This window comes from Pedobacter xixiisoli (assembly GCF_900215335.1).
Classification (GTDB): Bacteria; Bacteroidota; Bacteroidia; order Sphingobacteriales; family Sphingobacteriaceae; genus Pedobacter; species Pedobacter xixiisoli.
Genome location: NZ_OCMT01000003.1, coordinates 780,729 through 805,780, shown reverse-complemented (window position 1 = coordinate 805,780; position 25,052 = coordinate 780,729). Strand labels below are relative to the sequence as shown.

The following is a 25,052-nucleotide window of genomic DNA, read 5'->3' as shown; positions in this document are numbered from 1 at the left end:
AACTATTTTGCCTCATAAAGCATTAAATGTTATGGCTATCAAAGGAATGGAAACTCAGAAACGATTAAATCAATTACTGCTGTTTTCATTCCTTTTTTTTAAAATAATCATTCAGTATCTAGTAGTAAATCCGGTTTACGAGCTACAACGTGATGAATATCTGCACTTAGACCAAGCTAAACATCTTGCTTGGGGTTATCATTCAGTGCCACCAGTTACCTCTTGGATTTCATGGATGATACTACAACTGGGCAACAGCCACTTTTGGGTCAAATTCTTCCCTTCCCTCTTTGGAGCTTTAACCATCCTCATTGTATGGAAAACCATCGAAAGCTTAAAAGGGAACTTGTTTGCTCGTACACTTGCCGCTACAGCACTGCTATTTTCTGTTTTGATAAGGATCAATATTCTTTACCAACCTAATTCTTTAGATATTCTTTGTTGGACATTTTTATACTATGCCATCATTAGGTTTATCCAAACAGATGATAAAAAATGGCTGTATTGGTTGGCTGTAGGTGTTGCAATCGGCTTTCTGAACAAGTACAATATCGCATTTTGTATAGTTGGCATCTTACCTGCATTAGCTCTAAGTGTTCATAAGAGATTATATTTGAACAAGCATTTTTACTTTGCAGGTTTGCTGGCTTTATTACTAATCAGTCCTAACCTCGTATGGCAATACCAAAATGGATTTCCTGTATTTGCCCACATGAAAGAATTGGCCGAAACGCAACTAGTACATGTGAGTAGAATTAGCTTTTTTAAAGAACAGTTGTTCTTTTTCATTGGTTCTATCGTTATACTATTTGCAGGATTTGTTTCCTTTTTTACTTACGCTCCATTTAAGCCTTACCGCTTTCTGTTCTGGGCTTTTGTGTTTACCATCAGTATTTTCGTTTTCCTAAAAGCAAAAGCATACTATGCCATCGGACTTTACCCTATCTTTTTTGCTTTTGGCTCAATCTACATCTCCCAACTTTTAAGTAATGGATGGAAGTTTTATCTCAGATATGCTTTAGTTGCTATGATATTATTTTTCTTCTATCTGATGTTGGAAATCACCCTACCAATTTACACGCCAGAAAAATATGTAAAAAATGCAGAACAAAAACTTTCATTTAGTGAGCACACTTGGGAAGACGGAAAGAAATATCCAATTTCTCAGGATTTTGCAGATATGTTAGGATGGAAAGAGTTAGCCCACAAAGTGGATTCTATTTATTTAAGTCTGCCCAACAAAGAGAGTATTTTAATTTTGTGCGATAATTATGGTCAAGCTGGTGCTATTAATTATTACACAAAAGTTGATGGACTACAAGCAGATGCTTTTAATACAGACTACGATAAATGGGTAAATCTGGATAGGCAAATCAATACTGTGATTAGAATTAAGACAGCAAAAAACCTAAGTTCAACCCGCGATTTAAGCCTATTTAATAAAATTACTACCGTTAGTAAATTAGAAAATCCGTTTGCTAGAGAAAGTGGTACTAGGTTAATTTTGCTTGAGCAACCAAAAATAGATTTGGCGGCATTGTTACGAGAAGAACGAGCCAAAGGGAATTTACAATAATAACATTATTCTAAGTACATCATTTCGACGATAGGAGAAATCTAGCTTGGTCAATAGATCTTAAAAATAGAAAACAATCCGTCAGATTTCTCTCTGCTTTCGAAATGACGGGAGCATAAAACCTCATAGGTTTCTAAAACATATGAGGTTTAGTATATAGCTTTACAATGTCACTTTCGCTACAGCGTATCCTTTTTCTTTTTATTAAACAAGCCTTTCAACTTATTTCCAATTTCAGTTGTTGCTTTATCAACCGCCTTTTTCTTCAAAGTATCTACCTGCTCTTTAACTTTAGCTTCTAGCTCTGCTTTTTTCTCTGCTACCACCTGATTAACCACCGCTTTTGCAGCACTACCCGCACTTCCTTCTCCTGCACCATATTTAAGTTTGATGTTCGGTTTCAAGAAAGTACCCAACAAATCTGCGTTAATTTTAATCGTTTCGCCCATAGACACATTTGTTCCTAACTTGCTATTTAAAGCCGCCATTGCAGAATTTGCAGCTTCGTTAGCTTTGGTTCCCAACATCGCCCTTGGCACATTCAAAATCAAAGCGTAATCCATCGATTGGTCAATGCCATTAGAACCTTGTACATTCATGCTCACACCTTTTACCTTAATATCAAAAGGGGCAACAATCAAACGACCATTGTCAATTTTAAACTTCGTCTTCAAATCATTTACTTCCAATTTCTTCAACTCTGTCGCTCCTAAAGTATTCGCCAATTTGGTTACAGGCTCAAAACCATCTACCACCGCTTGGATAATATTTGCCAAACCTTCTGCATTAATTGACGAGTAAATTGGCATCATTTTCTCATCCAAATCAGAATTAAATTTCAAATTGGTGGAGAAACTTCCTTTGGCATATTGTGCAATTGGTGCTAGTAGTTTAACCGTATTAAAGGCATTAAACGCTTGTTGAATATCGATTTTCTCCATTCCAAAATCTACATCTACCTTTGGTTTTTTAGGATTAATAGTTGCATAAGAACCATTCATTTTGATAGTTCCGCCAACCATATCCAAACCTAAGTTTTTAAAGTAAACCGTTCTATCTTTTACCTGCAAAGCACCTTTTGCATTTTTGACGTCGTATTTATCATACTTTAATTGATTAGCTTTTAAAGCCATATTGAAATTGATATTTGCTGGCACTTCAAAAACCGTTAATGGCACTTCGTCTTTTTTCGTTTCTTCAGTAGCTTTTGGCCCCATCAACTCATTTACATCAATATAGTTAGAAGCCAAATTGAAATTACCTTCCAACAATTGGTTCTTTTTAAACACATAATTCAAGTAGTTATTTATAGAACCACTAGCAGCAAAATCACTTTTCCCCAGTTTTGCTACCAAGTTACTCAAGGTAATGTTCTTCGGACTGAAAGTCATTTTAGCGGAAGTAATACTTACTGGCATAGGTACATTTTTACCAGCATAAACAAAGTTTGTTGCCTGCATTTGCCCAGATGCTTTAAAGTCTTGATACTGCCCTTTGTCTATAGATGATTTTCTACCCGCAGCCTGAACATCCGCTAAAAGCACACCAGAAATAGTCATATCTTTCAAAGGAAAAATGGTAGTCAGTTGCTTTAAATCTAAATTTCCTTTCAAAGCCATGTCTACAAAAGGGTCACTCACTGGGTTTTTAACCAACAAACGACCATCCAACGGCGCCTTGCCAAACTCTAAATGGAAAGCTGGAATATTCACCACCGTATGGTCTAAAACACCATCTGGGTTAGCAATATTTGCCTTTACCTGAATGTTATTAATAGCAGACGGCAACGAAGGATATTTAATTCTTCCATCTACAATGCCCAAGTTCAAATTAAAGGTTGGGATGGTTTTTTCGTTGTAAGTTCCTTTCACCACACCATCTACACCAAATTTACCCGTAGCTTCCATATTCTTAAAGTTGGCTGTATAAATAGCAGGAATTAACGACAAGAAGTTTTTCAAATCCGATTGTTGCGCATCAAACTTTAAATCCATTACCATATCGGTTTGGTTAGGCATGGCCAAATAACCCACTGCCGAAAGTACCAATTCGTTCAGCTTAATTTTATTCTCTCCAAAAGTGAATTTCATCTGCTTCATATCCATTTCCAATGGCAAGCTAGCATCCAAAACCACACCATTTAAATATGGAATACCACCGTATTTTACCGTCAGTTTTTCGATATCAGATAATGTGGTTAGCGTAAAAATATCTTGAGTAAAATTTCCTGTACCACTATGATTTAAGTTTTCTGCCTGTAAAAAGAAATTCAACGAAGCGTCGTCATAAGTAATTTTCCCTTTCTCAATGGAATATTTTTCTAAAGCAGCTTTAAAAGCCGTACTCGCTGTATCGCTAGGTTTTGCAGCACTATCAGGTTTCATAATATCCCAATTGGCTTTACCGCTTTTTAAAACTTTCGCCAAAATGGTTGGCTCTTGCAGACTTACTGCATTAATTTCATACGTTTCGCCTTTAATTACGCTCATCAAATTCAAATCGAGCTGTAATTGTTTAATGTTGGCTAGGGTATCTTGAGCAAAACTATCTACACCAATTACCGATAAGTCGTTTAAGCGAATGCCCATTTTTGGGAACGAACGGATTAAGGTCAAATCAAATTCTTTAAAATCTACTTTTGCATTTACTTTTTCGTTAATCACCGATTTTACTTTAGCAACAATCTGGTCTTTAAAAATATAAGGTACAGCCGCCGCAGAAATCAATAAAACAACGAAAACAATGGCGATGGTAATTAAGACTTTCTTCATGGTGTGTAATTTGTGAAACAAAAATATGATTTTAGCTGGTTGTTTGGTTTGTTCGTTATTTAGTTTTTTGGAATTTGAAGTTTGATTATTAGATATTTTCTTTGAAAACCTTCTTTTAGTATTTCATGGCTACTACAATCCCGCTTTACGCTGTTCCGACGAAAAATCGGAATCCGCTCCAATCGGGTTTACAAAACATAAACCTGTGCAAAACACCTGCCAATTCACCTCCTGTGCTAATCTTTTCGGCGCAGACTTTTAGTTATTTAATCTTTTTATTCGTTGGTTGAAACCAACGGCAAAGAATACCAAAATGTACATCCTACAAATCATATAGAGCATTTGCCAATCATTGCCGTTGGCTTTAGCCAACGGTTTTATGCAATTTGTTTTGGCTTTAGCCACATTGGTTAATAGTTGAACGGATTTTTCTTCATTAAACCCGATAGCAGCGAGCATCCCGATTTTATCGGGATAAAGCGGATAGCGGGACCAAACCTAAATAGTAGCAATTATCCTGCTTTTCAAATCTTTTTAACCAACATCGATAAACGTTTTGATGATTGATTATTGGAGTTTGATTATTTTTAAGCCCGATTATACTACTTTTGCCTTCTACAACATTAAACATGCAAAAACTACTTTTTATTGCCTTGACTGCACTGACTTTCAATGCAACTGCTCAAACCCAAAAGGAACAATATTTTAAATTAACCAGAGCTGGTTTTAACGAGAAAAACGCTTACGCTACTACTGCTTTTGTGGAGCAATTTTTCCGTTTACCGGGCAATAAAGGTTTCGATGCCAGTATTTACCGAGTAGAAGAAATCTTGAAAAAAGCGGGCTACGTACTGCAAAAAAAGGATGAATTTGAAGCTCCCCTAACCTATCGCATCGAAAAACGACCGATGAAACGTGATGCTTGGGAACCTGTGGATGCGAATATCAGCATTGTTGGAGAAAGTTCGTCTTTACAATCGTTTAAGACTAACCGCAACATGATACCCATTAACTGTGCTTCTACACCTGCAGAAGGCCTTACCGCGGAAGTGGTTTTTGTAAACAAAGCCAGCAAAGAAGATTTAGAAGGCAAAGATTTGAAAGGTAAAATTGTTTTTGGCGATATGCCAGCACAGCGTTTAGTAAGCTTGGCAGCGAAAGCTGGCGCTGTTGGTGCTTTGGGTTTTGCACTTCCAGAATATAACCAGCCTACCAAACATACTACTTCTATACAGTTTAGTCCGATGCAAGCTAACGCAGGTATTTGGGCTTTGTTTTTATCGTATGCATCTAAAGAAAGGCTGAAAGAAGCTTGCCAAAAAGGTAAAGTAGAATTGAAAATAAATATCACTACAAAAACTTATCCTGCCGAAGAATTGACGATTGTAGCTAACGTTCGTGGCAGTGTAAAACCGCAAGAACGTTTCGTTTATAGTGCCCACGTACAAGAACCAGGTGCTAACGATAATGCTTCGGGTGTTGGTACTTTGGCAGAAATGGCTCGCTTAACGGCACAATTGGTAAAAGGTGGAAAGTTGAAACCTCAACGTAGTTTAACCTTTTTATGGGGCGATGAGATTACTTCAACCAAACGTTATATTGTTGAAGATAATACCAGAGCCAAAGGTATTTTATGGGGAATGAGCTTAGATATGGTGGGCGAAGACACTGAGAAAACTGGTGGTACTTTCTTGCTAGAGAAAATGCCAGACCCTTCAGCCATTTGGACCAGAGGTGAAGACAAACACTCGGAATGGGGTGCTGGCGATGTGAAGGAGAAAGATTTGTTCCCACATTATTTCAACGATTTCGTATTCGATATCTGTAAAGAACAAGGCAAATTTGCCAACTGGACCGTGAAGTTTAATCCTTTTGAAGGTGGTAGCGACCATACCCCATTTTTGCAGAATAAAATTCCAGGTTTGTTGATGTGGCACTTTACTGATGTTTTTTACCATACGGATAACGATAGAATTGATAAAGTTTCTGCCAAAACGATGAAAAACGTGGGCATAAGTGCACTAACCGCAGCTTATACTTTAATTACAGCCGATGAAAATACAGCATCTGTTACGGTAACCCAGATTAAGGAAGATGCATTAGTTCGTTTAAAAACTGAGTTTGAATTGAGTAAAAAAGCTATTGCTGAAGGTAAATCTGCAAAAGACGAAAAACATATCATCGAAGTTTGGGGGAAATGGTATGTAGATGCTTTGGCAACCATTGGTAAACTAGCGGTTGACCCGAAAACAACTCGTGTTGGTTCTAGTATTAAAGTAGCTACGCTGGCGGTAGAAAAACAAACACAAGAATATTTGTCTGAATTATCTAAATAGATTGACAATGACATTTAAAACGCCACTGCTTTCCAGTGGCGTTTTTTGTTTTTAGAGGTTTTTGGTATTTTTAATCATCACCTATTAGAAAAACAAATGCATCAATCATTCAACAGGCATTCTATCAGATTGCGGGGATATGACTATTCGCAGGAAGGTTTATATTTCATTACAATCAATTGTCAGGATAGAGCTCATCGTTTCGGAAAAATCGTTAACGGACAGATGTTGTTAAACGATGCGGGAAGACAGGCACAGATTTGCTGGTTGGCGATACCAGAACACTTTACTAATGTCGTTTTGCATGAATTTGTTGTAATGCCCAATCATGTTCATGGAATTATTGAAATTAACGCACCTGCTGTAGGGGCAAATCATCATTTGCCCTTATACGATATCAATTTATCAAACGGCATAAGGGCAAATCATGATTTGCCCCTACGTCACGGTACATCACAAACGATTGGTTCGATGGTGCGGGGTTTTAAAATTGGGGTTACCAAATGGTTTATCACAAATTATAACATCAAAAATATTTGGCAACGAAATTATTATGAACATATCATTCGTGATGAAAATGCGTACCAAAATATCTCGAATTACATTGAAAACAACCCTTTAAACTCGCAAAAAGATAAATTTCATCACTAACAACCTCCTTTCCTCTACAATCCATTTATCATCCATTTGTCAAACTGATATCATCACTATTGCAATTTAATCAATCGATTGATTAAATTTGCATCGTCAAAAAAATAACGATGGAAAAAACCGATAAAAAGACCGACATTCTCGTAGCAGCTGAAAAGCTTTTCTGCGAATATGGCTTCGAAGGAACTTCTACCCGTCAAATTGCCGCCGAATCTGGTGCTAATATGGCTATGATTAACTACTATTTTGGAAGCAAGATGGGCGTTTTCAAGGAGATTATGGAAGAAAGGGTTTTGAGTTTCAAATCACAATTGAACCAGATTAAGGATGAAAATATCCCTGCTAAGGAAAAACTGATGAAGGTAATTGACAAATATGCTACCCGTATTTTGAGCAATGCAAACTTCCATAAAATGATGCACAGAGAGCTATCACTTTCTCTTCGTCCAGAAGTTTTCGACCAAATTAAAGAAGCAATGGGGCAAAATTTAATTGTGATTGAAGACATCATCAAAGATGGAATTTCGAGCGGAGATTTTAGAGATGTGGATATTAGAATGACCATTGTAAGTGTGATGGGAACTATTTCTATGGTTACCACCTCTCCCAACAAAATCGCTCCGGATAGCAATTACGATCTCAATAATGAAAAAGACAGAGAAGTAATCAAAAAACGTTTGATTGCCCACCTGCAAGACATGATACTTACGCATTTAACACCCAAACAATGATACCAATAAAAATGAAATTGCTTTTCGTTAGCCTAGCTATCCCCGCAATATTGCAGGCGCAAAATGTAAAGCAATTAAGCCTTCAAGAAGCGGTAGATTTAGGTCTTGCCAATAGCAAAAACCTAAAACTATCTCAACAAAAAATAGATGAAGCCGTTGCAAAATTAGCTGTGGTTAAGGATAATGCCTTACCTAGCGCTACTGCGAGCTTCATGTATAACCACGCCGAAATCCCTACAAACACCTTGAAAATTGGCGAAGGAAATCCAATACATTTACCTAAAAGAGCAGATGCATTTGTTGGAACTGCTGCAGTACAAGAATTAGTTTACGGCGGTGGAAAGCTGAAATACGCACAGGAATCTACCAAACTTTTAAAGGAGATTGCCGTATTAGATGCCGACAAAAACAAGGAAGAAGTGAGTTACGCGGTGGTAAACGGATATTTCTCATTATACAAACTGTTGCAAAGCAAAAAAGTGGTGGCGCAAAATCTAGCAGCTATTGCCAAGCAATTAAAACAAGCACAACGTTTTTACGAGCAAGGTTTAGTAACCAAAAATGATGTATTGAGATTTCAATTGCAACAAGCGAATGTTTCTTTAACTGATTTGGAGATTGAGAGCAACAGGAAAGTTATCAATTATAACCTAGATATACTTTTGGGTTTGGCCGAAAACACGGACATCGAAATTAAAGATACGGAGGCTGCCTTGCCACAATTAACTACTTTCTCTGATTATTTAAGCACTGCTTTAACTACTAGACAAGAATTACAACAGTTTGGCTTGCAACATAAAGCAGCTGATTACAACATCAAAACTATTAAAGCTAACACTTTACCAACTGTGGATTTAGGTGCGAACTTGTACTACATTAATCCGAGTGGCAATTTTATTCCTAGCAACCAACAATTTGTAATGCCAATAACTTTAGGCGCTACGGTTTCTTGGAACATCGGTTCGCTATGGACTAATAAAAACAAAGTAGCCGAAGCTAAAGTACAGCAGCTAGAAATAGATACGCAGAAAGACATCTTCACTGATAACGTAAAAACAGAGTTGAATAGAAACTATCAAAACTATCAGCTGGCGGTACAAAAAATTAATGTACTAGAAACTTCTATTGCGCAAGCCACAGAAAACGATAGGTTATTAGAATCGAAATATCAAAACAACATTGCCTCTGCTACCGACAGGATAGATGCAGAAACGCTATTGTATCAAGCTAAAATTAACTTGGAATTGGCAAAAGCCGAAGCCAAACTAGCTTACTACACTTTATTAAAATCAACAGGAAAAATATCACAATATAACTAAGCATAAAATGACACAGCCAGCAAAAAAGAAAAATAAAGTAATTCCTATCATATTAGGTGTACTTATTTTGATAGGCGCCTTTTTTGGCATCACCGAATATAATTATTACAGCAAGCACGTAGATACCGACGATGCTCAAATTGACGGAGATATCAGTCCGGTAATTGCCAGAGTAAGCGGTTACGTGAAAGACATCAACTTTGAAGAAAATTCTAAAGTAAACCAAGACCAAGTTTTGGTAACATTGGATGACAGCGACTACAAAATCAAGTTAGAGCAAGCACAAGCAGGACAGGTTGGTGCTAACGCAGGAGTTAGCGTTTCTCAAGCACAAATTGTTGCTACTTCTGCTAACACAGCCACTGCAAAAGCAAACATTGAAGCTGCTAGAGTGAAATTGGATTTAGCGAAAAAAGACTTCGATAGATATGAGAACTTGGTGAAAGATGGTTCAATCACCAGACAAGCATTTGACCAAGCGAAAGCACAAAAGGAAACTGCCCAAGCTAGTTACGATGCAGCCGTAGACCAATATCATGCTGCTGTAAAACAAGTGGGCACCACACAATCGCAATTAAGCGTAAGCAATTCTGGTGTTACGCAACGTCAAGCTGATGTTGATTTTGCCAAACTACAGCTTTCTTATACACAAATAAAAGCACCAACTACTGGTACTGTTGGTAAGAAAAGTGTGCAAAAAGGTCAGTTGGTACAAGCTGGACAATCTTTATTTTCGATTGTAAACGATAACAGTATCTACGTAACTGCGAATTTTAAAGAAACACAACTAGAAAAAATCCACTCTGGGCAAAAAGTAAAAATTGATGTAGACGCTTACCCAGACCAAGACATTGAAGGTGAAGTGTACAACTTCTCTCCTATTACAGGTGCAAAAGGCTCGTTACTACCTCCAGATAACGCTACTGGTAACTTCGTAAAAGTGATACAACGTGTACCAGTAAAAATCAAAATCGTTAACAAAGATAAAGCTGTATTAGAAAAATTACGTCCAGGAATGAGCGTGAAAGTATCTGTCGCTATATAAGGTTCGAGTTGCCTGTTACGAGTTGTGAGTTTACTTTGCAAACAGTCAAATTAATCACTTGCTATATCTCGTAACCCACAACCTGTAACTCATAACCAAAAATTAAAATAATGGCCGAAGTAGGTTTAAAAAAATGGATAATCACGATTACGGTAATCACCGCAGCTTTATTGGAGCTCATTGATACTACCATTGTAAACGTTGCATTACCACAGATACAAGGTAACTTGGGTGCTACGCTAGAAGATGTAGCCTGGTTATCTACAGGCTACGCTGTAGCCAACGTGATTATTTTACCCATGTCGGGCTGGTTAGGCAGCAGATTTGGACGTAAAAATTACTTCTTATTTTCTATCGTACTCTTTACCATTGCCTCATTTTTATGCGGTAATGCCACATCACTTTGGGAGCTTGTTGGTTTCCGTATTTTACAAGGTTTAGCCGGTGGCGGATTAATTGCAACTGCACAAGCCATCTTGATTGAAACTTGGCCTCGTGAAGATGTAGGTATTGCTACTGCTCTATTTGGATTAGGTGCTGTAGTTGGACCAACCGTTGGCCCTACCATTGGTGGTTATATTTTGGAAATCACCAATTGGCCTTGGATTTTTTACGTAAACATTCCCGTAGGAATTCTCGCCGCCTACCTCACCTATACTTTCGTGAGGGAAACGCCAAAAGACGGCAAAGGTATGCCTGTAGACTGGATCGGGATTGCCTTACTAGCTACTGCAGTAGGTAGTTTACAAACTTTGTTAGAAAAAGGCGAAAGCGAAGATTGGTTTTCAACGCCATACATTACGGTATTGGCAGTAACCTCTGTTTTTGGCTTATTGCTATTTATCTGGCGACAATTATCTACAGAATATCCTATCGTGAATTTCAAAATCATGAGGCACAGAAGTTTCTCCATCGGGATGATTACTTCCTTTGTTTTAGGTTTTGGCTTGTACGGTTCGGTGTTCGTATTCCCAATTTTTTGTCAAACATTGTTGGGTTTCTCACCACTACAAACTGGCGAAGTTTTTATTGCTGGCGGACTTTGTACCATTGCCATGATGCCCTTTATTGGTATTATGTTAAAGAAAGGCGTACCAGCACAGTTTATGGCTACCGGCGGAATGCTGCTATTTTTCATCTTCTGTCACATGTTAAGCAAGTCTACATTATCATCTGGAACAGAGCAATTTTTCTGGCCATTGGTAATTAGAGGATTCGGTATGGCACTACTGTTCGTACCACTAACAACACTTGCCATGCAAGATTTAAAAGGTGCAGAAATTGGCCAAGGTTCTGGTTTAAATAACATGATGCGCCAATTAGGTGGTTCTTTTGGTATTGCAGCATTAACTACATTGATACATGTTCGTCAAGGTTTCCACCGAAGTAATTTACTCGTCAACATCAACGAATATAACCCAGCATTTACCGAACGTTTAAATGGCTTGATGCAAAATTTCATTGCTAAAGGTTCTACCTTTTTAGATGCTAAATTAATGGCGATGAAAGCTATCGAAGGTGCAGTAATCAAGCAAAGCTTATTACTTACTTATAGCGATGCTTATTGGGTGGCTGGTGGCGTAATGCTTTGTTCAATACCACTTTTATACTTACAGAAATTCAAAAAGAATACCAACATCCCTGTGGATGTACATTAATACTCCAACACACAATAACAATGAGGTCAGTGATTTTTTCACTGGCCTTTTTATTTACCAAAGAGCTTTAAAAATAAAAAGTCGGAAGATTAACCTTCCGACCAATTATAACTCAAGTGAGTTTTTTCTTATAATGAGTTAATCCACTTCACCAACTCTTCTCTACCTTTTCCGGTTTTTTGTTGCAATTTCCCCAACAATTCTTCATCTTTTCCCTCCTCATGTTTCAAATCGTCATCAGTTAAATCTGCATAGGCTTGTTTAACTTTACCCTTCAACTCGTTCCATTTTCCTTTTAATTCTAACTTATCCATAATGTGTTTTTTAAATTAGTTTCTGTTTGATAGAAGAACAAGTTGCCTTTAACAATGTTTGAAAAAAGAGCATTAACCTAAAATGAAACAATTACGAGACAAGCATTGCATTTATCTTGTAAAATTCTATTTTTAAGGATGCGCTGGTTATTCTTCACTCTCATTATATGCTTAATCTCCGTTAAAGGATCTGGACAAAGTAATATTGCTCAAAAAATTGCTTTCAATCATTTGGCAAACCCAACTACGAATCTATTTGTCCATTTCGACAAGAATATCTACTCAAATAATGAAACTGTTTATTTCACCGCTTATATTTTAAAGACTGAAAAATTTCATTTAAACGCTCATAAAATTTTAGCTGTAGCATTAGTTAGAGATGTAGACTCTGCTTTAGTCAAATCAGATAAATTTCTAATTCAAAATGGTTTGGCTTTTGGAAACATGCTTATTCCAGATTCTGTAGTAACTGGAAATTATCAACTTTTAGCTTATACAGACAAACTGGTTAATGGCAAACCGGAGCTTATCTTTAAACAACCAATTACTATTAAAACCAATATCGAATTGCCTTTCAGAGCGAATATCAAGCTGGTTGAAAACCCAAGTATTTCCAACAAAGAAAATCAGGTTTTGATTTCGGTAACAACCAATGATTACAAATTTCTGTCTAAGCCTGTATCAGTCAACTATAAATACGGTACAGTACAGAAAACAGCAAAAACAGATGCAGCTGGGCAACTGCTTTTGACTATCCCTAAGCAACAAAACTTGGTAGATCCCAATATTAGTGTGAAGCTCAAATATCAAAAAGACAGTAGTTTTTTGAGTATGCCTTTACCTACTGGAAAAATCACAGCAAACGTAAAGTTCTTTCCAGAAGGTGGTAACTTAGTAACGAACATTATTTCTACGGTAGCATGGGAGGTTACCGATTTACAAAAAAGACCAATTGCGTTAAAAGCATTTTTGTTCAAGAATAATTTCCCAATTGATACGATAGAAACTAACAGTTATGGCATCGGAAAGTTTAAGTTACTTGCAGATGAAAATGCTGTTTATACAGTTAAATTAGCAAACAACAGCTTAGCGGATACGGTTTATAAACTACCTAAAGTACTTAGTAGTGGCTTGGTCATTAACATTGAAAATGCCGTTGTAGAAGATACTTTAAGTTTAATCTTGAGAAATCATAAAAGTCAAAAATTTTTCATTCGTATTCACAATTTCAAGCAGTGCTTTTTAGACATCCCATTTGATATGGAGATGAAAATCAGAAAACTTAAAATACCTTTAGCAGAGATACCCAAAGGGCTTAATACCATCACAATCACCGATAGCTTAGATAGACCTTTGGCAGAACGATTATTCTTTGCACATTACAATAACAAGGATCTTATATACACAAACACTGATAAAAATACGTACCACCAAAGGGAACAAGTATCGCTAACATTAGATAGCAAAGAACTTCCCGAAACTGCAATCGTTTCTATTGCAGTTGTTCAAGAAAACAGGCTGACGCTAAGAAACAGCAATGATATTGAGAGTTATACCTACATCAGAAACCAACTAGAAAATATGCCGTCTAATGGTAAAACGTCCATTTACAAAGACAGAGATTATTTGGAGCAAATCTTAAGCGTAAAAGGCTGGCGAAGATACACATGGCAACAAACGCAGGACATTAAACCATCAGATACTTTAAAGAATATCGACAGTTTACAAATTACAGGCATTGTAAAGAAGAATAAAAAGCCGCTCACCGCTGCTATAAATCTCGCCACATTTGGAGACAGCAATATCAGAGTAATCGAAACCTCCATGGAGGGAAAATTTGATTTTAGCACTCCTGATTTAATTACCGAATACGGAAAGAAAATGCACTTGTTTGTGAATGCAACTAACAAAGAAAGTTACAATATTGAAATCAATGATGCATTTGAAAAAGCCAGCAAAGACCTTAGTAAAACAGAAGCTTCTCTTATTCCAACAGTACCTTTAAACCTTACCAACAATTCGGATTTAGTACTAAAAAATAATGAAAAGGCTATTCAACTAAAAGAAGTAACCATTAAAAAAACTGTTGATAGACCACGCTTCCACTACGCAAAAGGCGGCTTTGGAGCCAATTCTTGCGGCGACTACGTATGTATGTATGATATTTTAAATTGTACAAACCACGCTAATGACCCAGGAAATTCACAACCTATAGCTGGGGTTACCTATAAAGGAAGCAACGGTCCTTACCAAGAATGCAAAACTTATACAGAGGAAGATAAGTCATTCGTAGCGTTTTCAGGCATTCGCTACCATAAAGAATTTTATTTACACGACTATAAGGATCCGCTAGAGCCTGCTTTTTTCTCAACTATCTATTGGAATCATGGTACAATTCTTCAACCTAAAAAAGAAACGGCATTAACTTTCTATACAAGTGATATCACGGGAATGTTTAAGGTAATTATACAAGGTATTACCAAAGACGATGTGATTTATACAGAGCAAAAATTTGAAGTAAAACAAAAAGGGCAGATTAATTAAAACCTGCCCTTATCTATATATTTTATTAAATCTTAACCTTTTGCAGCTTCAATAATTTCTTCTACCACAGCAGGATCCAACAAAGTTGAAATATCACCTAAATTCGAAGTTTCACCTTCAGCAATTTTCCTTAAAATTCTACGCATAATTTTACCAGACCTAGTTTTCGGTAAGCCTGTTACAAATAACATTTTATCAGGTTTTGCAATAGCACCAATTACTCTAGTTACGGTTTGTAAAATATCTTTTTTGGTCAACTCTGCATCTTGATGATGATTAGGGCAAATGATAAAAGCATATATACCCTGTCCCTTTACATCGTGAGGATAACCTACTACAGCACTTTCTACCACGCCGGCATGCATATTAATCGCATTTTCTACTTCAGCCGTGCCAATTCTATGTCCAGAAACGTTCAGTACGTCATCTACTCTACCAGTAATTCTGTAATAACCGTCCTCATCCCTTAAACAGCCGTCGCCAGTAAAATACATCCCTGGGTAGGTAGAAAAATAAGTTTGTTTACAACGTTCATGATCTCCATACGTAGTACGCAACATGCCTGGCCAAGGAAACTTGATACACAAGTTACCGCTTACACCATTTCCTTCGATCTCCAGACCGTTCTCATCTACCAATACTGGCTGTATACCAGGCAAAGGTAAAGTAGCGAAACTAGGCTTAGTTTTGGTTACATTCGCAATTGGTGAAATCATGATGCCGCCTGTTTCTGTTTGCCACCAAGTATCTACAATTGGTGCATTTCCATGTCCAATCTTTTCATCAAACCAATGCCACGCTTCTTCATTAATTGGCTCTCCAACCGAGCCTAAAACTCTTAAAGAACTTAAATCTTTTCCTTTCAAAGGCTCATCACCATAGCCCATTAATGATCTAATGGCCGTAGGTGCGGTATATAATATATTTACTTTATGTTTTTCAACGATATCCCAAAAACGAGACGGTGTTGGATAAGTAGGTACACCTTCAAAAATTAACGTTGTCGCTCCTTGAGAAAGTGGTCCATAAACGATGTATGAATGTCCGGTAATCCAACCAATATCTGCTGTACAGAAATATACTTCATCTGGCTGATAGTTAAATACGTTACTAAATGTATAGCCTGCGTAAACCATGTAACCACCACAAGTGTGTACTACACCTTTAGGTTTGCCCGTAGAACCTGAGGTATAAAGGATGAAAAGTAAATCTTCGGCATCCATCTCTTCGGCTTCGCACACAGCATTTACGTGTTTTACTTCATCTTCCCACCAAACATCTCTCCCCTTAAGCATACTTACTGGCGTTCTTGCATGAGTAAGTACAATCACTTTTTCAACTGTAGGGCAGCCAATTAGAGCATCATCAATTACTTCTTTCAACGGAATAGGCTTCGCTCCACGATATACACCATCGGCAGTAACTACCAATTTACATTGCGAGTCATTAATTCTATCAGCAATAGATTTAGCAGAAAAACCACCAAAAATAACCGAATGTACGGCACCAATACGGGCACATGCCAAAACTGCAATAGCCAATTCTGGCACCATTGGCATGTAAATACAGATACGATCTCCTTTTTGTGCACCATTTCTTTTTAAAACATTCGCAAAGCGACAAACCGCTTCGTGCAACATTTTATAAGTTAAGGTTATGCTATCTTGTTCTGGATTATTTGGTTCAAAGATAATCGCAGGCTTATCTGCATTATGTTCTAAATGTCGGTCTAAACAGTTTTCTGTGATATTAAGCTTAGCTCCTTCGAACCATTTGATTTCCGGTTCCTCAAAATTCCACGAGAGAACTTTGTACCAAGGTTTTCTCCATTGAAAGTTTTGGGCTACTTCGCCCCAAAACTGCTCTGGGTTTTCAATACTTTTTTTGTAGCTTTCTTCATACTGCTCAAAAGATTTGATTTGCATAGTATATCTATAATAGGTTTTGGATTTGTTCGATTGCTAAATTAAGTAATTAAATACTATAAAAACATCAAAATCGTCTCAATTTTACAAACATCCTATCAAAAAATAATGTCTTTTATTCCAATTTTAGAAAATGAGAAATCGTTAAATTTAAAAAGCCTCTGCTTTTAGGCAGAGGCTAAAATTGGAGCTAGCAACTTAGTTATATATCCTTGATCACTTTACAGCGATGCACATTAAAAAAATAAAAGTACACTGTTTCACAACCAGTTGCAATACTTAGAAATTGGTATTTTACATACTAAAACAATTAATTTAGCGTCTCTTTAAAAGAGATAAATAACATTTGTGCTTTCTGCGTTAATAGCTAGCTGTTTAACTCATTTTACACCCAAATAAAATATCTCAAAATATTTTCGCAACACACTTGATGGTTAGAAAAATTATTCAGATATTTGCAGGCTCTTAAAAAGAATTAAGCGACGAATAACAAATAACAAAATAAAGTCATGTCAAGAGTTTGTGATTTAACAGGAAAAACCGCGATGAAAGGACATAACGTTTCTCACTCGAACGTTAAAACTAAGCGCAAGTTTTATCCTAACCTACAACTTCAGAAATTTTATATCCCTGAAGAAGATCGTTGGATAACGCTAAAAGTATCTACTTCGGCTATTAAAACCATCAATAAAATTGGTGTTTCTGAAGCGATTAATCGTTTCATGAAAAAAGGATATTTGTAATAACATTTGCCGTAGTTACGGCATAAACTAATAAAGAAATGGCAAAAAAAGGTAACAGAGTTCAAGTTATTTTAGAATGCACAGAGCATAAAACAAGTGGTATGCCTGGTATGTCTAGATACATCTCTACTAAAAACCGTAAAAACACTACTGAGCGTTTAGAGTTGAAAAAATTCAATCCGGTTTTGAGAAAAGTAACTGTACACAAAGAAATTAAGTAATTTTGAATGAGTAGATGATTGACTTACACAATTAAGTTCAGTCATCCGAAATTCACTCACTCAATCATTAGATTTAAAAAACATGGCAAAGAAAGTAGTTGCAACCCTTAAAACAGGTACAGGTAAAGAATATTCAAAAGTGATCGTAATGACTAAGTCTCCAAAAACTGGTGCTTATTCATTCAAAGAATCAATTGTTCACAATGATCACGTTAAAGATGCTATTGCTACTGCAAACAGCAAATAAGAATATTTAAGAACAGCTTAAGAGCCGTTCCGTATAAGCGGAAGGGCTTTTTTTATTTTATCAATTTATGGGTTTATTCGATTTTTTCAAGAAGAAAGAAACCGCACCTGAAGCTCAGGAAGCGCTAGATAAAGGACTGGAAAAAACTAAAGAAGGTTTTTTTAGTAAGTTAACTAAAGCTGTTGCCGGAAAATCTACCGTAGACGATGATGTATTAGATAACTTGGAAGAAGTGCTGGTAACTTCCGACGTAGGTGTAACTACTACATTAAAAATTATCGAGAGAATTCAGGAACGTGTTGCTAAAGACAAGTACCTATCTACGTCTGAACTTAATGGTTTATTGAGAGATGAGATCCAGTTATTACTTGCAGAAAACAATAGCAATGATTTCCGAAATTTTGAATACGGCGACCATAAACCTTACGTAATTATGGTTGTTGGTGTGAACGGTGTTGGCAAAACTACCACTATTGGCAAATTAGCTCATAAACTAAAAGCAGAAGGATTAAATGTGGTGCTTGGCGCTGCCGATACTTTCCGTGCTGCTGCTGTAGACCAAATTAAACTTTGGGGCGAACGCGTTGGTGTACGTGTAGTTGCACAAGCGATGGGTTCAGACCCTGCTTCAGTAGCTTTCGATACTTTACAATCAGCCGTAGCTAACAAAGAAGATGTAGTCATTATCGACACTGCTGGTCGTTTGCACAACAAAGTTGGATTAATGAACGAGCTTGGTAAAATCAAGAATGTAATGCAAAAAGTAATTCCCAATGCGCCACATGAGATTTTACTAGTGCTAGATGGTTCTACCGGACAAAATGCTTTTGAGCAGTGCAAACAATTTACCGAAGCAACAGACGTAAATGCATTAGCAATTACAAAATTAGATGGCACAGCCAAAGGTGGTGTAGTTATTGGCATTTCAGATCAATTTAAAATTCCAGTTAAATACATCGGCGTAGGAGAAAAAATGGACGATTTACAATTGTTCGATAAGAAAGAGTTTGTGAATTCGTTGTTTAAATAGTTAATTTTAGATTATGGCAAGCATTATTATACATACTGATAATAAAAAAGACATATCACTGCTAAAAGAATTGGCAGAGAAAATGGGCTTGTCTTCGCACATTCTAAGCAAAGAAGAAAAAGAAGATGTAAACTTTGCTGAATTAATGAAGCAAAATAATACGGAAGATAATCTATTAAAAGAAGATGCTTTAGCATATTATAGTGCAATAAAAAAGAAATAATGGTTGTTCAATACAACAAGAAATTTCTTAAAGACCTATCTTCTCTGCCAAAGAAAGATAGAGATAAGATTGAAAATTTTGTATTTGACGAAATCAACCAATACAACAGCTCCTCCGAAATAAACAAACTGGAAAAACTATCTGGCTACCAGCATTATTATAAGATTAGATTTGGGAATTTCCGAATAGGCATAAAACTTGAAAATGAGTCACTCACTTTTGAAAGAGTACTTCATCGCAAAGAGATTTACAAATTATTCCCTTAGCTATCCATTCAGAAAAAAATGATTACAAAAAACAAAACTACTACAAAAATAACTCAACCTAAGATTAACGTAATTACACTTGGTTGCTCTAAAAACACTTACGATAGCGAGGTGTTAATGGGACAATTGAAGGGCAACAATCTTAATGTTGAGCACGAATCGAATAGACTAGGGAAAGATGATATTGTAGTAATTAATACCTGTGGTTTCATCGATAACGCGAAACAAGAGTCTATCGACACCATTTTACAATACAGTCAGCTAAAAGAAGAAGGTAAAGTTGGAAAAGTGATTGTTACCGGCTGTCTTTCTGAACGTTACAAACCAGACTTAGAAGCTGAAATTACTAACGTTGATGCATTTTTTGGCACTAACGACCTTCAAAATATATTACATTCTTTAGGTGCTAACTACAAACACGAGCTAATTGGTGAGCGTTTGTTAACCACTCCTTCACACTTCGCTTACTTTAAAATTGCGGAAGGCTGTAACCGCCCTTGTTCTTTCTGTGCTATTCCGCTGATGCGTGGAAAACACGTTTCAAGAGACATGAACGAGTTAGTAAACGAAGCTAAAATATTAGCTTCCAACGGAACTAAAGAACTCATTTTAATTGCTCAAGACCTAACCTACTATGGTTTAGATTTGTATGGCAAGAGAAACTTAGATGAACTTTTGCGTCGCTTATCTGATGTCAACGGAATTGAGTGGATCAGATTACAATATGCCTATCCTGCTGGATTTCCGATGGAAATTTTAGATGCGATGAACGAGCGTGAAAATATCTGTAAGTATTTAGATATGCCTTTGCAGCACATCACAGACAACATGCTGAAATCAATGCGTCGAGGCACTACAAAGCAGAAAACCATTGATATTGTTAACGAAATTAGAGCTAAAGTTCCAAACATCGCCATGCGTACCACACTAATTTGTGGTTATCCAGGCGAAACAGAACGTGACTTCGAAGAAATGTACCAATGGGTTGCAGATACTCGTTTCGACCGTTTAGGTTGTTTCACTTATTCGCATGAAGAAAAAACGCATGCTTATGATTTAGTGGATGACGTACCTGAAGAAATCAAGCAAGAACGTGTAGATGCAATTATGGAATTGCAGCAAGGCATCTCCTACGAAATCAATCAAGAAAAAGTAGGTAACACTTACAAAGTATTGGTTGACAGAAAAGAAGGTGATTTCTTTATCGGCCGTACAGAGTTCGACTCACCAGAGGTAGATAACGAAGTTTTAATTGATGCAAATTCTGGTTATGCAGCTATCGGTAGCTTTGTAAATGTAAAAGTAGATAGAGCGGAAGATTTTGACCTTTACGGACAGATTGTAAAATAGTTTCTCTCGTCATTTCGACCGCAGCGTAGCGAGTGGAGAAATCTACAAGCTATCAAATTATAATAGACCTCGTAAGTTTTAAAAACCTACGAGGTTTTTTTATGCATTTTTAATAAACCGAAACATTGATAAAGTGTAAAATAAAGCGAATGGCTATACTTGTTTCAAAATTTAATTTAATTTCGAAATGTGAAGGCTAAATACATTTCTTATCAGGACACACATTCATTTTCTAAACTAGTTTTAGACTATGTGAACGATGTTGAATTTCTAAAATCTTTCTATAGCTACAGACCCGATATCCAAGGGTTGAAACAGGCAGTAGATGCACATCAATTTACTGGAGATAGAGCCGTTTTAGTTAAAGCACTACAACAACAATATCAATCTATAAAGGTTAATCAAGCGGTAAATGCAAATATTGATTTACTTGCTAAAAACAATACTTACACCATTACTACAGGGCACCAGCTTAATCTTTTTACAGGCCCTCTTTATTTCATCTACAAAATTGTAACCACTATTAATTTGGCTTTGGAGATGAAAATTGCCTATCCAGAGCAAAATTTTGTACCTGTTTACTGGATGGCTACCGAAGACCATGACTTTGAGGAAATCAATCATGTTAACGTAGATGAAAAGAACATCAGCTGGATACAACAAACCAATGGTGCTACTGGAAGATTAAGCACTAAAACGGTAGCAGCGGCAGTACAAGCTTACAAAGGATATTTAGGCATCAGCAAGAATGGTAAAAAACTAGGCAAACTAGTTGAGAAAGCTTATTTAGAAAATGAAAATTTAGCAGATGCCACCAGAGTATTGGTGAACAGTCTGTTTGAGCAGTATGGCTTAGTGATTATCAACGCAGATGATGCTTCTTTAAAAGCACAGTTTGCAGCTATTATTAAAAGTGATATTACCGAGCAAAACAGTGCAAGATTAACCGAAGAAACAAGCAAAACTTTAGAAGAGACTGGTTATAAGACCCAAGTAAATGTAAGAGATATTAACTTCTTTTATTTAAAAGATAATCTTCGTGAAAGGATTATTAAAGAAGGGGATTTTTACAGCGTTAACCACACAGAAATTAAATTCACAGAAACGGAGTTGCTTGCAGAGATAGATTCAAACCCAGAAAGATTTAGTCCAAATGTGATTATGCGACCGTTGTACCAAGAGGTGATTTTACCCAACATCGCCTATATCGGTGGCGGTGCCGAAGTTTCCTACTGGATGCAATTAAAGGCTAATTTCGATTTTTACAAAGTCGATTTTCCAGTTTTGTTGTTAAGAAATTCTGCACTGGTAATCGACAAAAGAAGTTTTGCTAATCTTCACAAATTAGGTTTCAATTTTGAAGACATATTCCTATCGACTGAAGCTTTACAAGAAAAATGGATTAACGCAAATAGTGATGCAGCGATCTGTTTAACTGACGAAAAAGCGAATATCAGAGCAGTATTTGATAAGATAAAATTGAATGCTTTTAAAATTGATAAAACCTTAGAAGTATCTGCTGATTCGGTATTAACCAAAACAGAAAAACTGCTAGACAAACTAGAAAAAAAGTTTTTTAGAGCAGAAAAGAGAAATCACGAAGTGTCTATTACCCAAATCGAAAACCTTAAAAAGAGATTATTCCCTAGCGGTACTTTACAAGAACGTGTAGCTAACTTAGCGCCAATGTATGTAGAGTATGGCGACGATTTTATTTCATCCTTAATTGAAAACTTTGAGCCGTTAGGTGGGGATTTCACTTTAATACTTGCATAAAAATGATTGAGTTTTGAATGAGTAAATGATTAAATAAAACTGAGCCTCGAAATTAACTGACACCTAATACCTGACCACTAACCACTAATAAAATGTTTATCACTTTCTCCGAAGAAAAACTAAGAAGCTTTACCTACAGTGTTTTTAAAAAGATGGGCTGTTCTGATGAGCACGCTACATTAGCTACCGATGTTTTGGTGCGTTCTGATTTACGTGGAATAGACTCTCATGGCGTGGCTAGATTGAGCGGCTATTATCGCCTTTGGGAGAAAAAAAGAATTAATGCGACACCGAATATCCGTGTAGTACATGAAACGCCGACTACAGCTACGGTAGATGGTGACGCTGGCTTAGGTTTAGTGGTTGCACCGTTTGCTATGAAAATCGCTATTGAAAAAGCAGAAAAATATGGCAGTGGTTGGGTGTCTGTCAAAAATTCAAACCACTTTGGTATTGCTGGGTATCACGCTTTAATGGCTGTAGAAAAAGATATGATTGGCATCAGCATGACCAATGCCAGTCCACTGGTTGCGCCTACTTACGCCAACGAACGTTTGTTAGGTACCAACCCGATGTGTTATGCATTTCCGGCAGGTAAATATCCAGCCGTGGTGGTTGATATGGCCACTGCCGCTGCCGCTAACGGAAAACTAGAAATTGCACAAAGGGCAAATGCTGAAATTCCAGATGGCTGGGTACAAGATAAAGACGGAAAGATTTCTATCAATCCGAATGAATTAAAAGCCGGCGGTTCCCTACTTCCATTAGGTAGTGATAAAGACCACGGCAGTCATAAAGGTTATGGTTTGGGAGCTACGGTAGATATTCTTTCGGCAGTACTTTCGGGTGCAAACTACGGACCTTGGGTGCCGCCATTTGTGGCTTTCTTAGAACCAGACCCAAATCCAGTAGGCGAAGGAATTGGACACTTCTTAGGTGCAATGCGTGTCGATGGCTTCCGCCCTGCTCAAGACTTTAAAGACCATTTAGATAATTGGATAGAACGCTTCAAAAGCGCTAAAACCGTTGATAAAAGCAAGAAAGTTATCATTCCTGGTGAACCTGAATATCAATTTGAAAACGAACGTAAAACTGCTGGCATCCCATTAATTGATGTCGTGGTTAATGATTTGAATAGCTTGGCTGAAAAAATTGGTATAGAACTACTCTAGCCTATTTCTTTACCTTAAACAGTTTAAAACTTTCTTTATAAGTCAAGAAAAACGAATGGTTGAACTGTAGGTTTTTTTCAGCATTGTTTAAATCGAAGTGAGGTTCAAAACGTACATCCAAATACAGATTTGGCAATAGTTCCTTTTGATATTGATACCTTAGCATCAAGATGTTCCTCTTATTCTCAATGTAACCAACACTATTTAGCTTCTCAGAAACAGATTGATACAACGGCATTCCTTTAATAGTAATGAACTGGTTTCCTTTCCAATAAGATGCTGCCAAATTACCCCAACGGGTATCTATACCTGCATTTAGCCACAACCCAAAACCTCCTTGGTAAGCTCTTATTTTAGTAGGAGAAAAATCTTTATAGGCGGCCACATAGTTGTTAGTATAAATCTGTTTTACATTGTAACCAACGTTTTTACTCAAAGTAAAACCAATTGCTCCGTTAAATAAAGTTGATAATGAAACTTCCCTCAAAGCATCAATTTGTCCTCCTTGATGATAAACCAACATTTGCGCAGGAATAGTTAATTTCCACCCCTCCTTCTTAATCAACGCTATATCGCTAGTAAAACCACCAACTATTTCCTCCTTAGCAGCATCACCAGCATAAATCATCTTTTGCCAAGCTATCCAAGCATCTAAACTGAATTTTTCTCTGTCAATTAATAGCTGTGTACCATATTCAATTGGCGTAGTAATTTTACGTTCGAAGTTATACAAAGGCTCAATATAGTTGTGTTGGATATTTCCTTCTAGGCTTCCAAAAACTAAAGTCAAATCATTTTTGCTATACTTAACATTGAATAATGGTTTGGCATCATACAAACCTCGCTCATTTCCAAAGTCCTTCCTCAAATATGCACCGGCAGTAATAGCTAGATTAGGATGCGCATAGTAAACCAATTGAGGTTCAAACTGCGTACCATAAAGCGTATAACCATCATGAAAGTTATTTGAGTATTCGTAATTTCTAACGTAGTTAAAATTATAGAAGTTAAGGTGTACTTCATTAGTTAAACTATCTGTGGGACGAATACGATTGTACAGGTAATTATTATTTAGCTGTGCATTTACTGAATTAATCGATACCAGAACTAATAGCAGAAGTATATATTTTTTCATTGAAAAGATTGCTTACCCG

The 25,052-nt window shown here is 36.7% G+C and carries 21 protein-coding genes; 17 read left to right on the top strand and 4 right to left on the bottom strand.

The annotated features are described in order from the left end of the window. Positions 1–31 precede the first annotated feature (31 nt). Entirely contained in the window at positions 32–1,576 is a 1,545-nt protein-coding gene (locus CRO54_RS15690) for a glycosyltransferase family 39 protein (protein ID WP_097133010.1), read from the top strand. A gap of 179 nt (positions 1,577–1,755) precedes the next feature. On the opposite strand, the gene CRO54_RS15685 is transcribed toward CRO54_RS15690, so the two are convergent. Further along, complete coding sequence (locus tag CRO54_RS15685; RefSeq protein ID WP_097133009.1) at positions 1,756–4,347, bottom strand: AsmA-like C-terminal region-containing protein; 2,592 nt, start codon at positions 4,345–4,347, stop codon at positions 1,756–1,758. 629 nt (positions 4,348–4,976) lie between these two features. Here CRO54_RS15685 and CRO54_RS15675 point away from each other — a divergent pair. The 6 genes from CRO54_RS15675 to CRO54_RS15650 all read left to right on the top strand — a co-directional run bounded on the left by CRO54_RS15675 (position 4,977) and on the right by CRO54_RS15650 (position 12,087). Beyond that, on the top strand, positions 4,977–6,683 hold the full coding sequence (locus CRO54_RS15675) for a M28 family peptidase (protein ID WP_097133007.1): 1,707 nt from the start codon (positions 4,977–4,979) through the stop codon (positions 6,681–6,683). 96 nt (positions 6,684–6,779) lie between these two features. Further along, a complete protein-coding gene (locus CRO54_RS15670; RefSeq protein WP_097133115.1) occupies positions 6,780–7,334 on the top strand; it encodes a transposase in 555 nt (184 codons plus the stop codon). A gap of 110 nt (positions 7,335–7,444) precedes the next feature. Then, complete coding sequence (locus tag CRO54_RS15665) at positions 7,445–8,065, top strand: TetR/AcrR family transcriptional regulator (protein ID WP_097133006.1); 621 nt, start codon at positions 7,445–7,447, stop codon at positions 8,063–8,065. Then, positions 8,062–9,384, top strand: coding sequence for a TolC family protein (locus CRO54_RS15660; RefSeq protein WP_097133005.1), 1,323 nt, complete (start codon positions 8,062–8,064; stop codon positions 9,382–9,384). Before CRO54_RS15665 ends, CRO54_RS15660 begins: the two co-directional genes overlap by 4 nt. 7 nt (positions 9,385–9,391) lie before the next feature. Beyond that, positions 9,392–10,429: an HlyD family secretion protein gene (locus CRO54_RS15655; protein WP_097133004.1), complete on the top strand. Its 1,038-nt coding sequence runs from the start codon at positions 9,392–9,394 to the stop codon at positions 10,427–10,429. Between the two features lie 110 nt (positions 10,430–10,539). Then, entirely contained in the window at positions 10,540–12,087 is a 1,548-nt protein-coding gene (locus tag CRO54_RS15650) for a DHA2 family efflux MFS transporter permease subunit (protein ID WP_097133003.1), read from the top strand. 128 nt (positions 12,088–12,215) lie between these two features. Here CRO54_RS15650 and CRO54_RS15645 read toward each other — a convergent pair whose 3' ends face one another. Beyond that, on the bottom strand, positions 12,216–12,401 hold the full coding sequence (locus CRO54_RS15645) for a CsbD family protein (protein ID WP_097133002.1): 186 nt from the start codon (positions 12,399–12,401) through the stop codon (positions 12,216–12,218). A 138-nt stretch (positions 12,402–12,539) separates the two neighbouring features. Between CRO54_RS15645 and CRO54_RS15640 the strand changes: the two genes are divergently transcribed. Then, positions 12,540–14,945: a hypothetical protein gene (locus CRO54_RS15640; RefSeq protein WP_097133001.1), complete on the top strand. Its 2,406-nt coding sequence runs from the start codon at positions 12,540–12,542 to the stop codon at positions 14,943–14,945. Positions 14,946–14,977: 32 nt separating this feature from the next. Here the strand turns inward: CRO54_RS15640 and acs are convergent, their stop codons facing one another. Continuing rightward, positions 14,978–16,870, bottom strand: coding sequence for an acetate--CoA ligase (acs, locus tag CRO54_RS15635; RefSeq protein ID WP_097133000.1), 1,893 nt, complete (start codon positions 16,868–16,870; stop codon positions 14,978–14,980). Positions 16,871–17,379: 509 nt separating this feature from the next. Here acs and rpmB point away from each other — a divergent pair. The 9 genes from rpmB (at position 17,380) to CRO54_RS15590 (ending at position 23,898) form a co-directional block, all read left to right on the top strand. Continuing rightward, complete coding sequence (rpmB, locus tag CRO54_RS15630; RefSeq protein ID WP_097132999.1) at positions 17,380–17,613, top strand: 50S ribosomal protein L28; 234 nt, start codon at positions 17,380–17,382, stop codon at positions 17,611–17,613. Positions 17,614–17,651: 38 nt separating this feature from the next. Beyond that, positions 17,652–17,834, top strand: coding sequence for a 50S ribosomal protein L33 (gene rpmG, locus CRO54_RS15625; protein ID WP_015809322.1), 183 nt, complete (start codon positions 17,652–17,654; stop codon positions 17,832–17,834). 82 nt (positions 17,835–17,916) lie between these two features. Further along, a complete protein-coding gene (locus CRO54_RS15620; protein WP_097132998.1) occupies positions 17,917–18,081 on the top strand; it encodes a DUF4295 domain-containing protein in 165 nt (54 codons plus the stop codon). 67 nt (positions 18,082–18,148) lie between these two features. Continuing rightward, positions 18,149–19,111, top strand: coding sequence for a signal recognition particle-docking protein FtsY (gene ftsY, locus CRO54_RS15615; RefSeq protein ID WP_097132997.1), 963 nt, complete (start codon positions 18,149–18,151; stop codon positions 19,109–19,111). A gap of 13 nt (positions 19,112–19,124) precedes the next feature. Further along, positions 19,125–19,334 (top strand): hypothetical protein, encoded by a 210-nt coding sequence (locus CRO54_RS15610; protein WP_097132996.1) that lies wholly within the window; start codon positions 19,125–19,127, stop codon positions 19,332–19,334. Beyond that, the gene (locus tag CRO54_RS15605) at positions 19,334–19,600 is read left to right on the top strand and encodes a type II toxin-antitoxin system RelE family toxin (RefSeq protein ID WP_097132995.1); all 267 of its coding nucleotides are present in this window, start codon (positions 19,334–19,336) and stop codon (positions 19,598–19,600) included. The genes CRO54_RS15610 and CRO54_RS15605 overlap by 1 nt, the downstream gene beginning before the upstream one ends. Positions 19,601–19,618: 18 nt before the next feature. Next, complete coding sequence (gene rimO / locus CRO54_RS15600) at positions 19,619–20,950, top strand: 30S ribosomal protein S12 methylthiotransferase RimO (RefSeq protein ID WP_097132994.1); 1,332 nt, start codon at positions 19,619–19,621, stop codon at positions 20,948–20,950. A gap of 189 nt (positions 20,951–21,139) precedes the next feature. Next, a complete protein-coding gene (gene bshC / locus CRO54_RS15595) occupies positions 21,140–22,726 on the top strand; it encodes a bacillithiol biosynthesis cysteine-adding enzyme BshC (RefSeq protein ID WP_097132993.1) in 1,587 nt (528 codons plus the stop codon). A gap of 92 nt (positions 22,727–22,818) precedes the next feature. Next, a complete protein-coding gene (locus tag CRO54_RS15590) occupies positions 22,819–23,898 on the top strand; it encodes an Ldh family oxidoreductase (protein ID WP_097132992.1) in 1,080 nt (359 codons plus the stop codon). Position 23,899: 1 nt separating this feature from the next. Here the strand turns inward: CRO54_RS15590 and CRO54_RS15585 are convergent, their stop codons facing one another. After that, positions 23,900–25,033: a hypothetical protein gene (locus CRO54_RS15585; protein ID WP_097132991.1), complete on the bottom strand. Its 1,134-nt coding sequence runs from the start codon at positions 25,031–25,033 to the stop codon at positions 23,900–23,902. Positions 25,034–25,052: the final 19 nt, after the last annotated feature.

Excerpts from the sequence above, each read along its gene's own strand:
- CRO54_RS15690 (WP_097133010.1), top strand. The coding sequence starts at position 32 with ATGGCTATCAAAGGAATGGAAACTCAGAAACGATTAAATCAATTACTG.
- CRO54_RS15685 (WP_097133009.1), bottom strand. The coding sequence starts at position 4,347 with ATGAAGAAAGTCTTAATTACCATCGCCATTGTTTTCGTTGTTTTATTG.
- CRO54_RS15675 (WP_097133007.1), top strand. The coding sequence starts at position 4,977 with ATGCAAAAACTACTTTTTATTGCCTTGACTGCACTGACTTTCAATGCA.
- CRO54_RS15670 (WP_097133115.1), top strand. The coding sequence starts at position 6,780 with ATGCATCAATCATTCAACAGGCATTCTATCAGATTGCGGGGATATGAC.
- CRO54_RS15665 (WP_097133006.1), top strand. The coding sequence starts at position 7,445 with ATGGAAAAAACCGATAAAAAGACCGACATTCTCGTAGCAGCTGAAAAG.
- CRO54_RS15660 (WP_097133005.1), top strand. The coding sequence starts at position 8,062 with ATGATACCAATAAAAATGAAATTGCTTTTCGTTAGCCTAGCTATCCCC.
- CRO54_RS15655 (WP_097133004.1), top strand. The coding sequence starts at position 9,392 with ATGACACAGCCAGCAAAAAAGAAAAATAAAGTAATTCCTATCATATTA.
- CRO54_RS15650 (WP_097133003.1), top strand. The coding sequence starts at position 10,540 with ATGGCCGAAGTAGGTTTAAAAAAATGGATAATCACGATTACGGTAATC.
- CRO54_RS15645 (WP_097133002.1), bottom strand. The coding sequence starts at position 12,401 with ATGGATAAGTTAGAATTAAAAGGAAAATGGAACGAGTTGAAGGGTAAA.
- CRO54_RS15640 (WP_097133001.1), top strand. The coding sequence starts at position 12,540 with ATGCGCTGGTTATTCTTCACTCTCATTATATGCTTAATCTCCGTTAAA.
- acs (WP_097133000.1), bottom strand. The coding sequence starts at position 16,870 with ATGCAAATCAAATCTTTTGAGCAGTATGAAGAAAGCTACAAAAAAAGT.
- rpmB (WP_097132999.1), top strand. The coding sequence starts at position 17,380 with ATGTCAAGAGTTTGTGATTTAACAGGAAAAACCGCGATGAAAGGACAT.
- rpmG (WP_015809322.1), top strand. The coding sequence starts at position 17,652 with ATGGCAAAAAAAGGTAACAGAGTTCAAGTTATTTTAGAATGCACAGAG.
- CRO54_RS15620 (WP_097132998.1), top strand. The coding sequence starts at position 17,917 with ATGGCAAAGAAAGTAGTTGCAACCCTTAAAACAGGTACAGGTAAAGAA.
- ftsY (WP_097132997.1), top strand. The coding sequence starts at position 18,149 with ATGGGTTTATTCGATTTTTTCAAGAAGAAAGAAACCGCACCTGAAGCT.
- CRO54_RS15610 (WP_097132996.1), top strand. The coding sequence starts at position 19,125 with ATGGCAAGCATTATTATACATACTGATAATAAAAAAGACATATCACTG.
- CRO54_RS15605 (WP_097132995.1), top strand. The coding sequence starts at position 19,334 with ATGGTTGTTCAATACAACAAGAAATTTCTTAAAGACCTATCTTCTCTG.
- rimO (WP_097132994.1), top strand. The coding sequence starts at position 19,619 with ATGATTACAAAAAACAAAACTACTACAAAAATAACTCAACCTAAGATT.
- CRO54_RS15590 (WP_097132992.1), top strand. The coding sequence starts at position 22,819 with ATGTTTATCACTTTCTCCGAAGAAAAACTAAGAAGCTTTACCTACAGT.
- CRO54_RS15585 (WP_097132991.1), bottom strand. The coding sequence starts at position 25,033 with ATGAAAAAATATATACTTCTGCTATTAGTTCTGGTATCGATTAATTCA.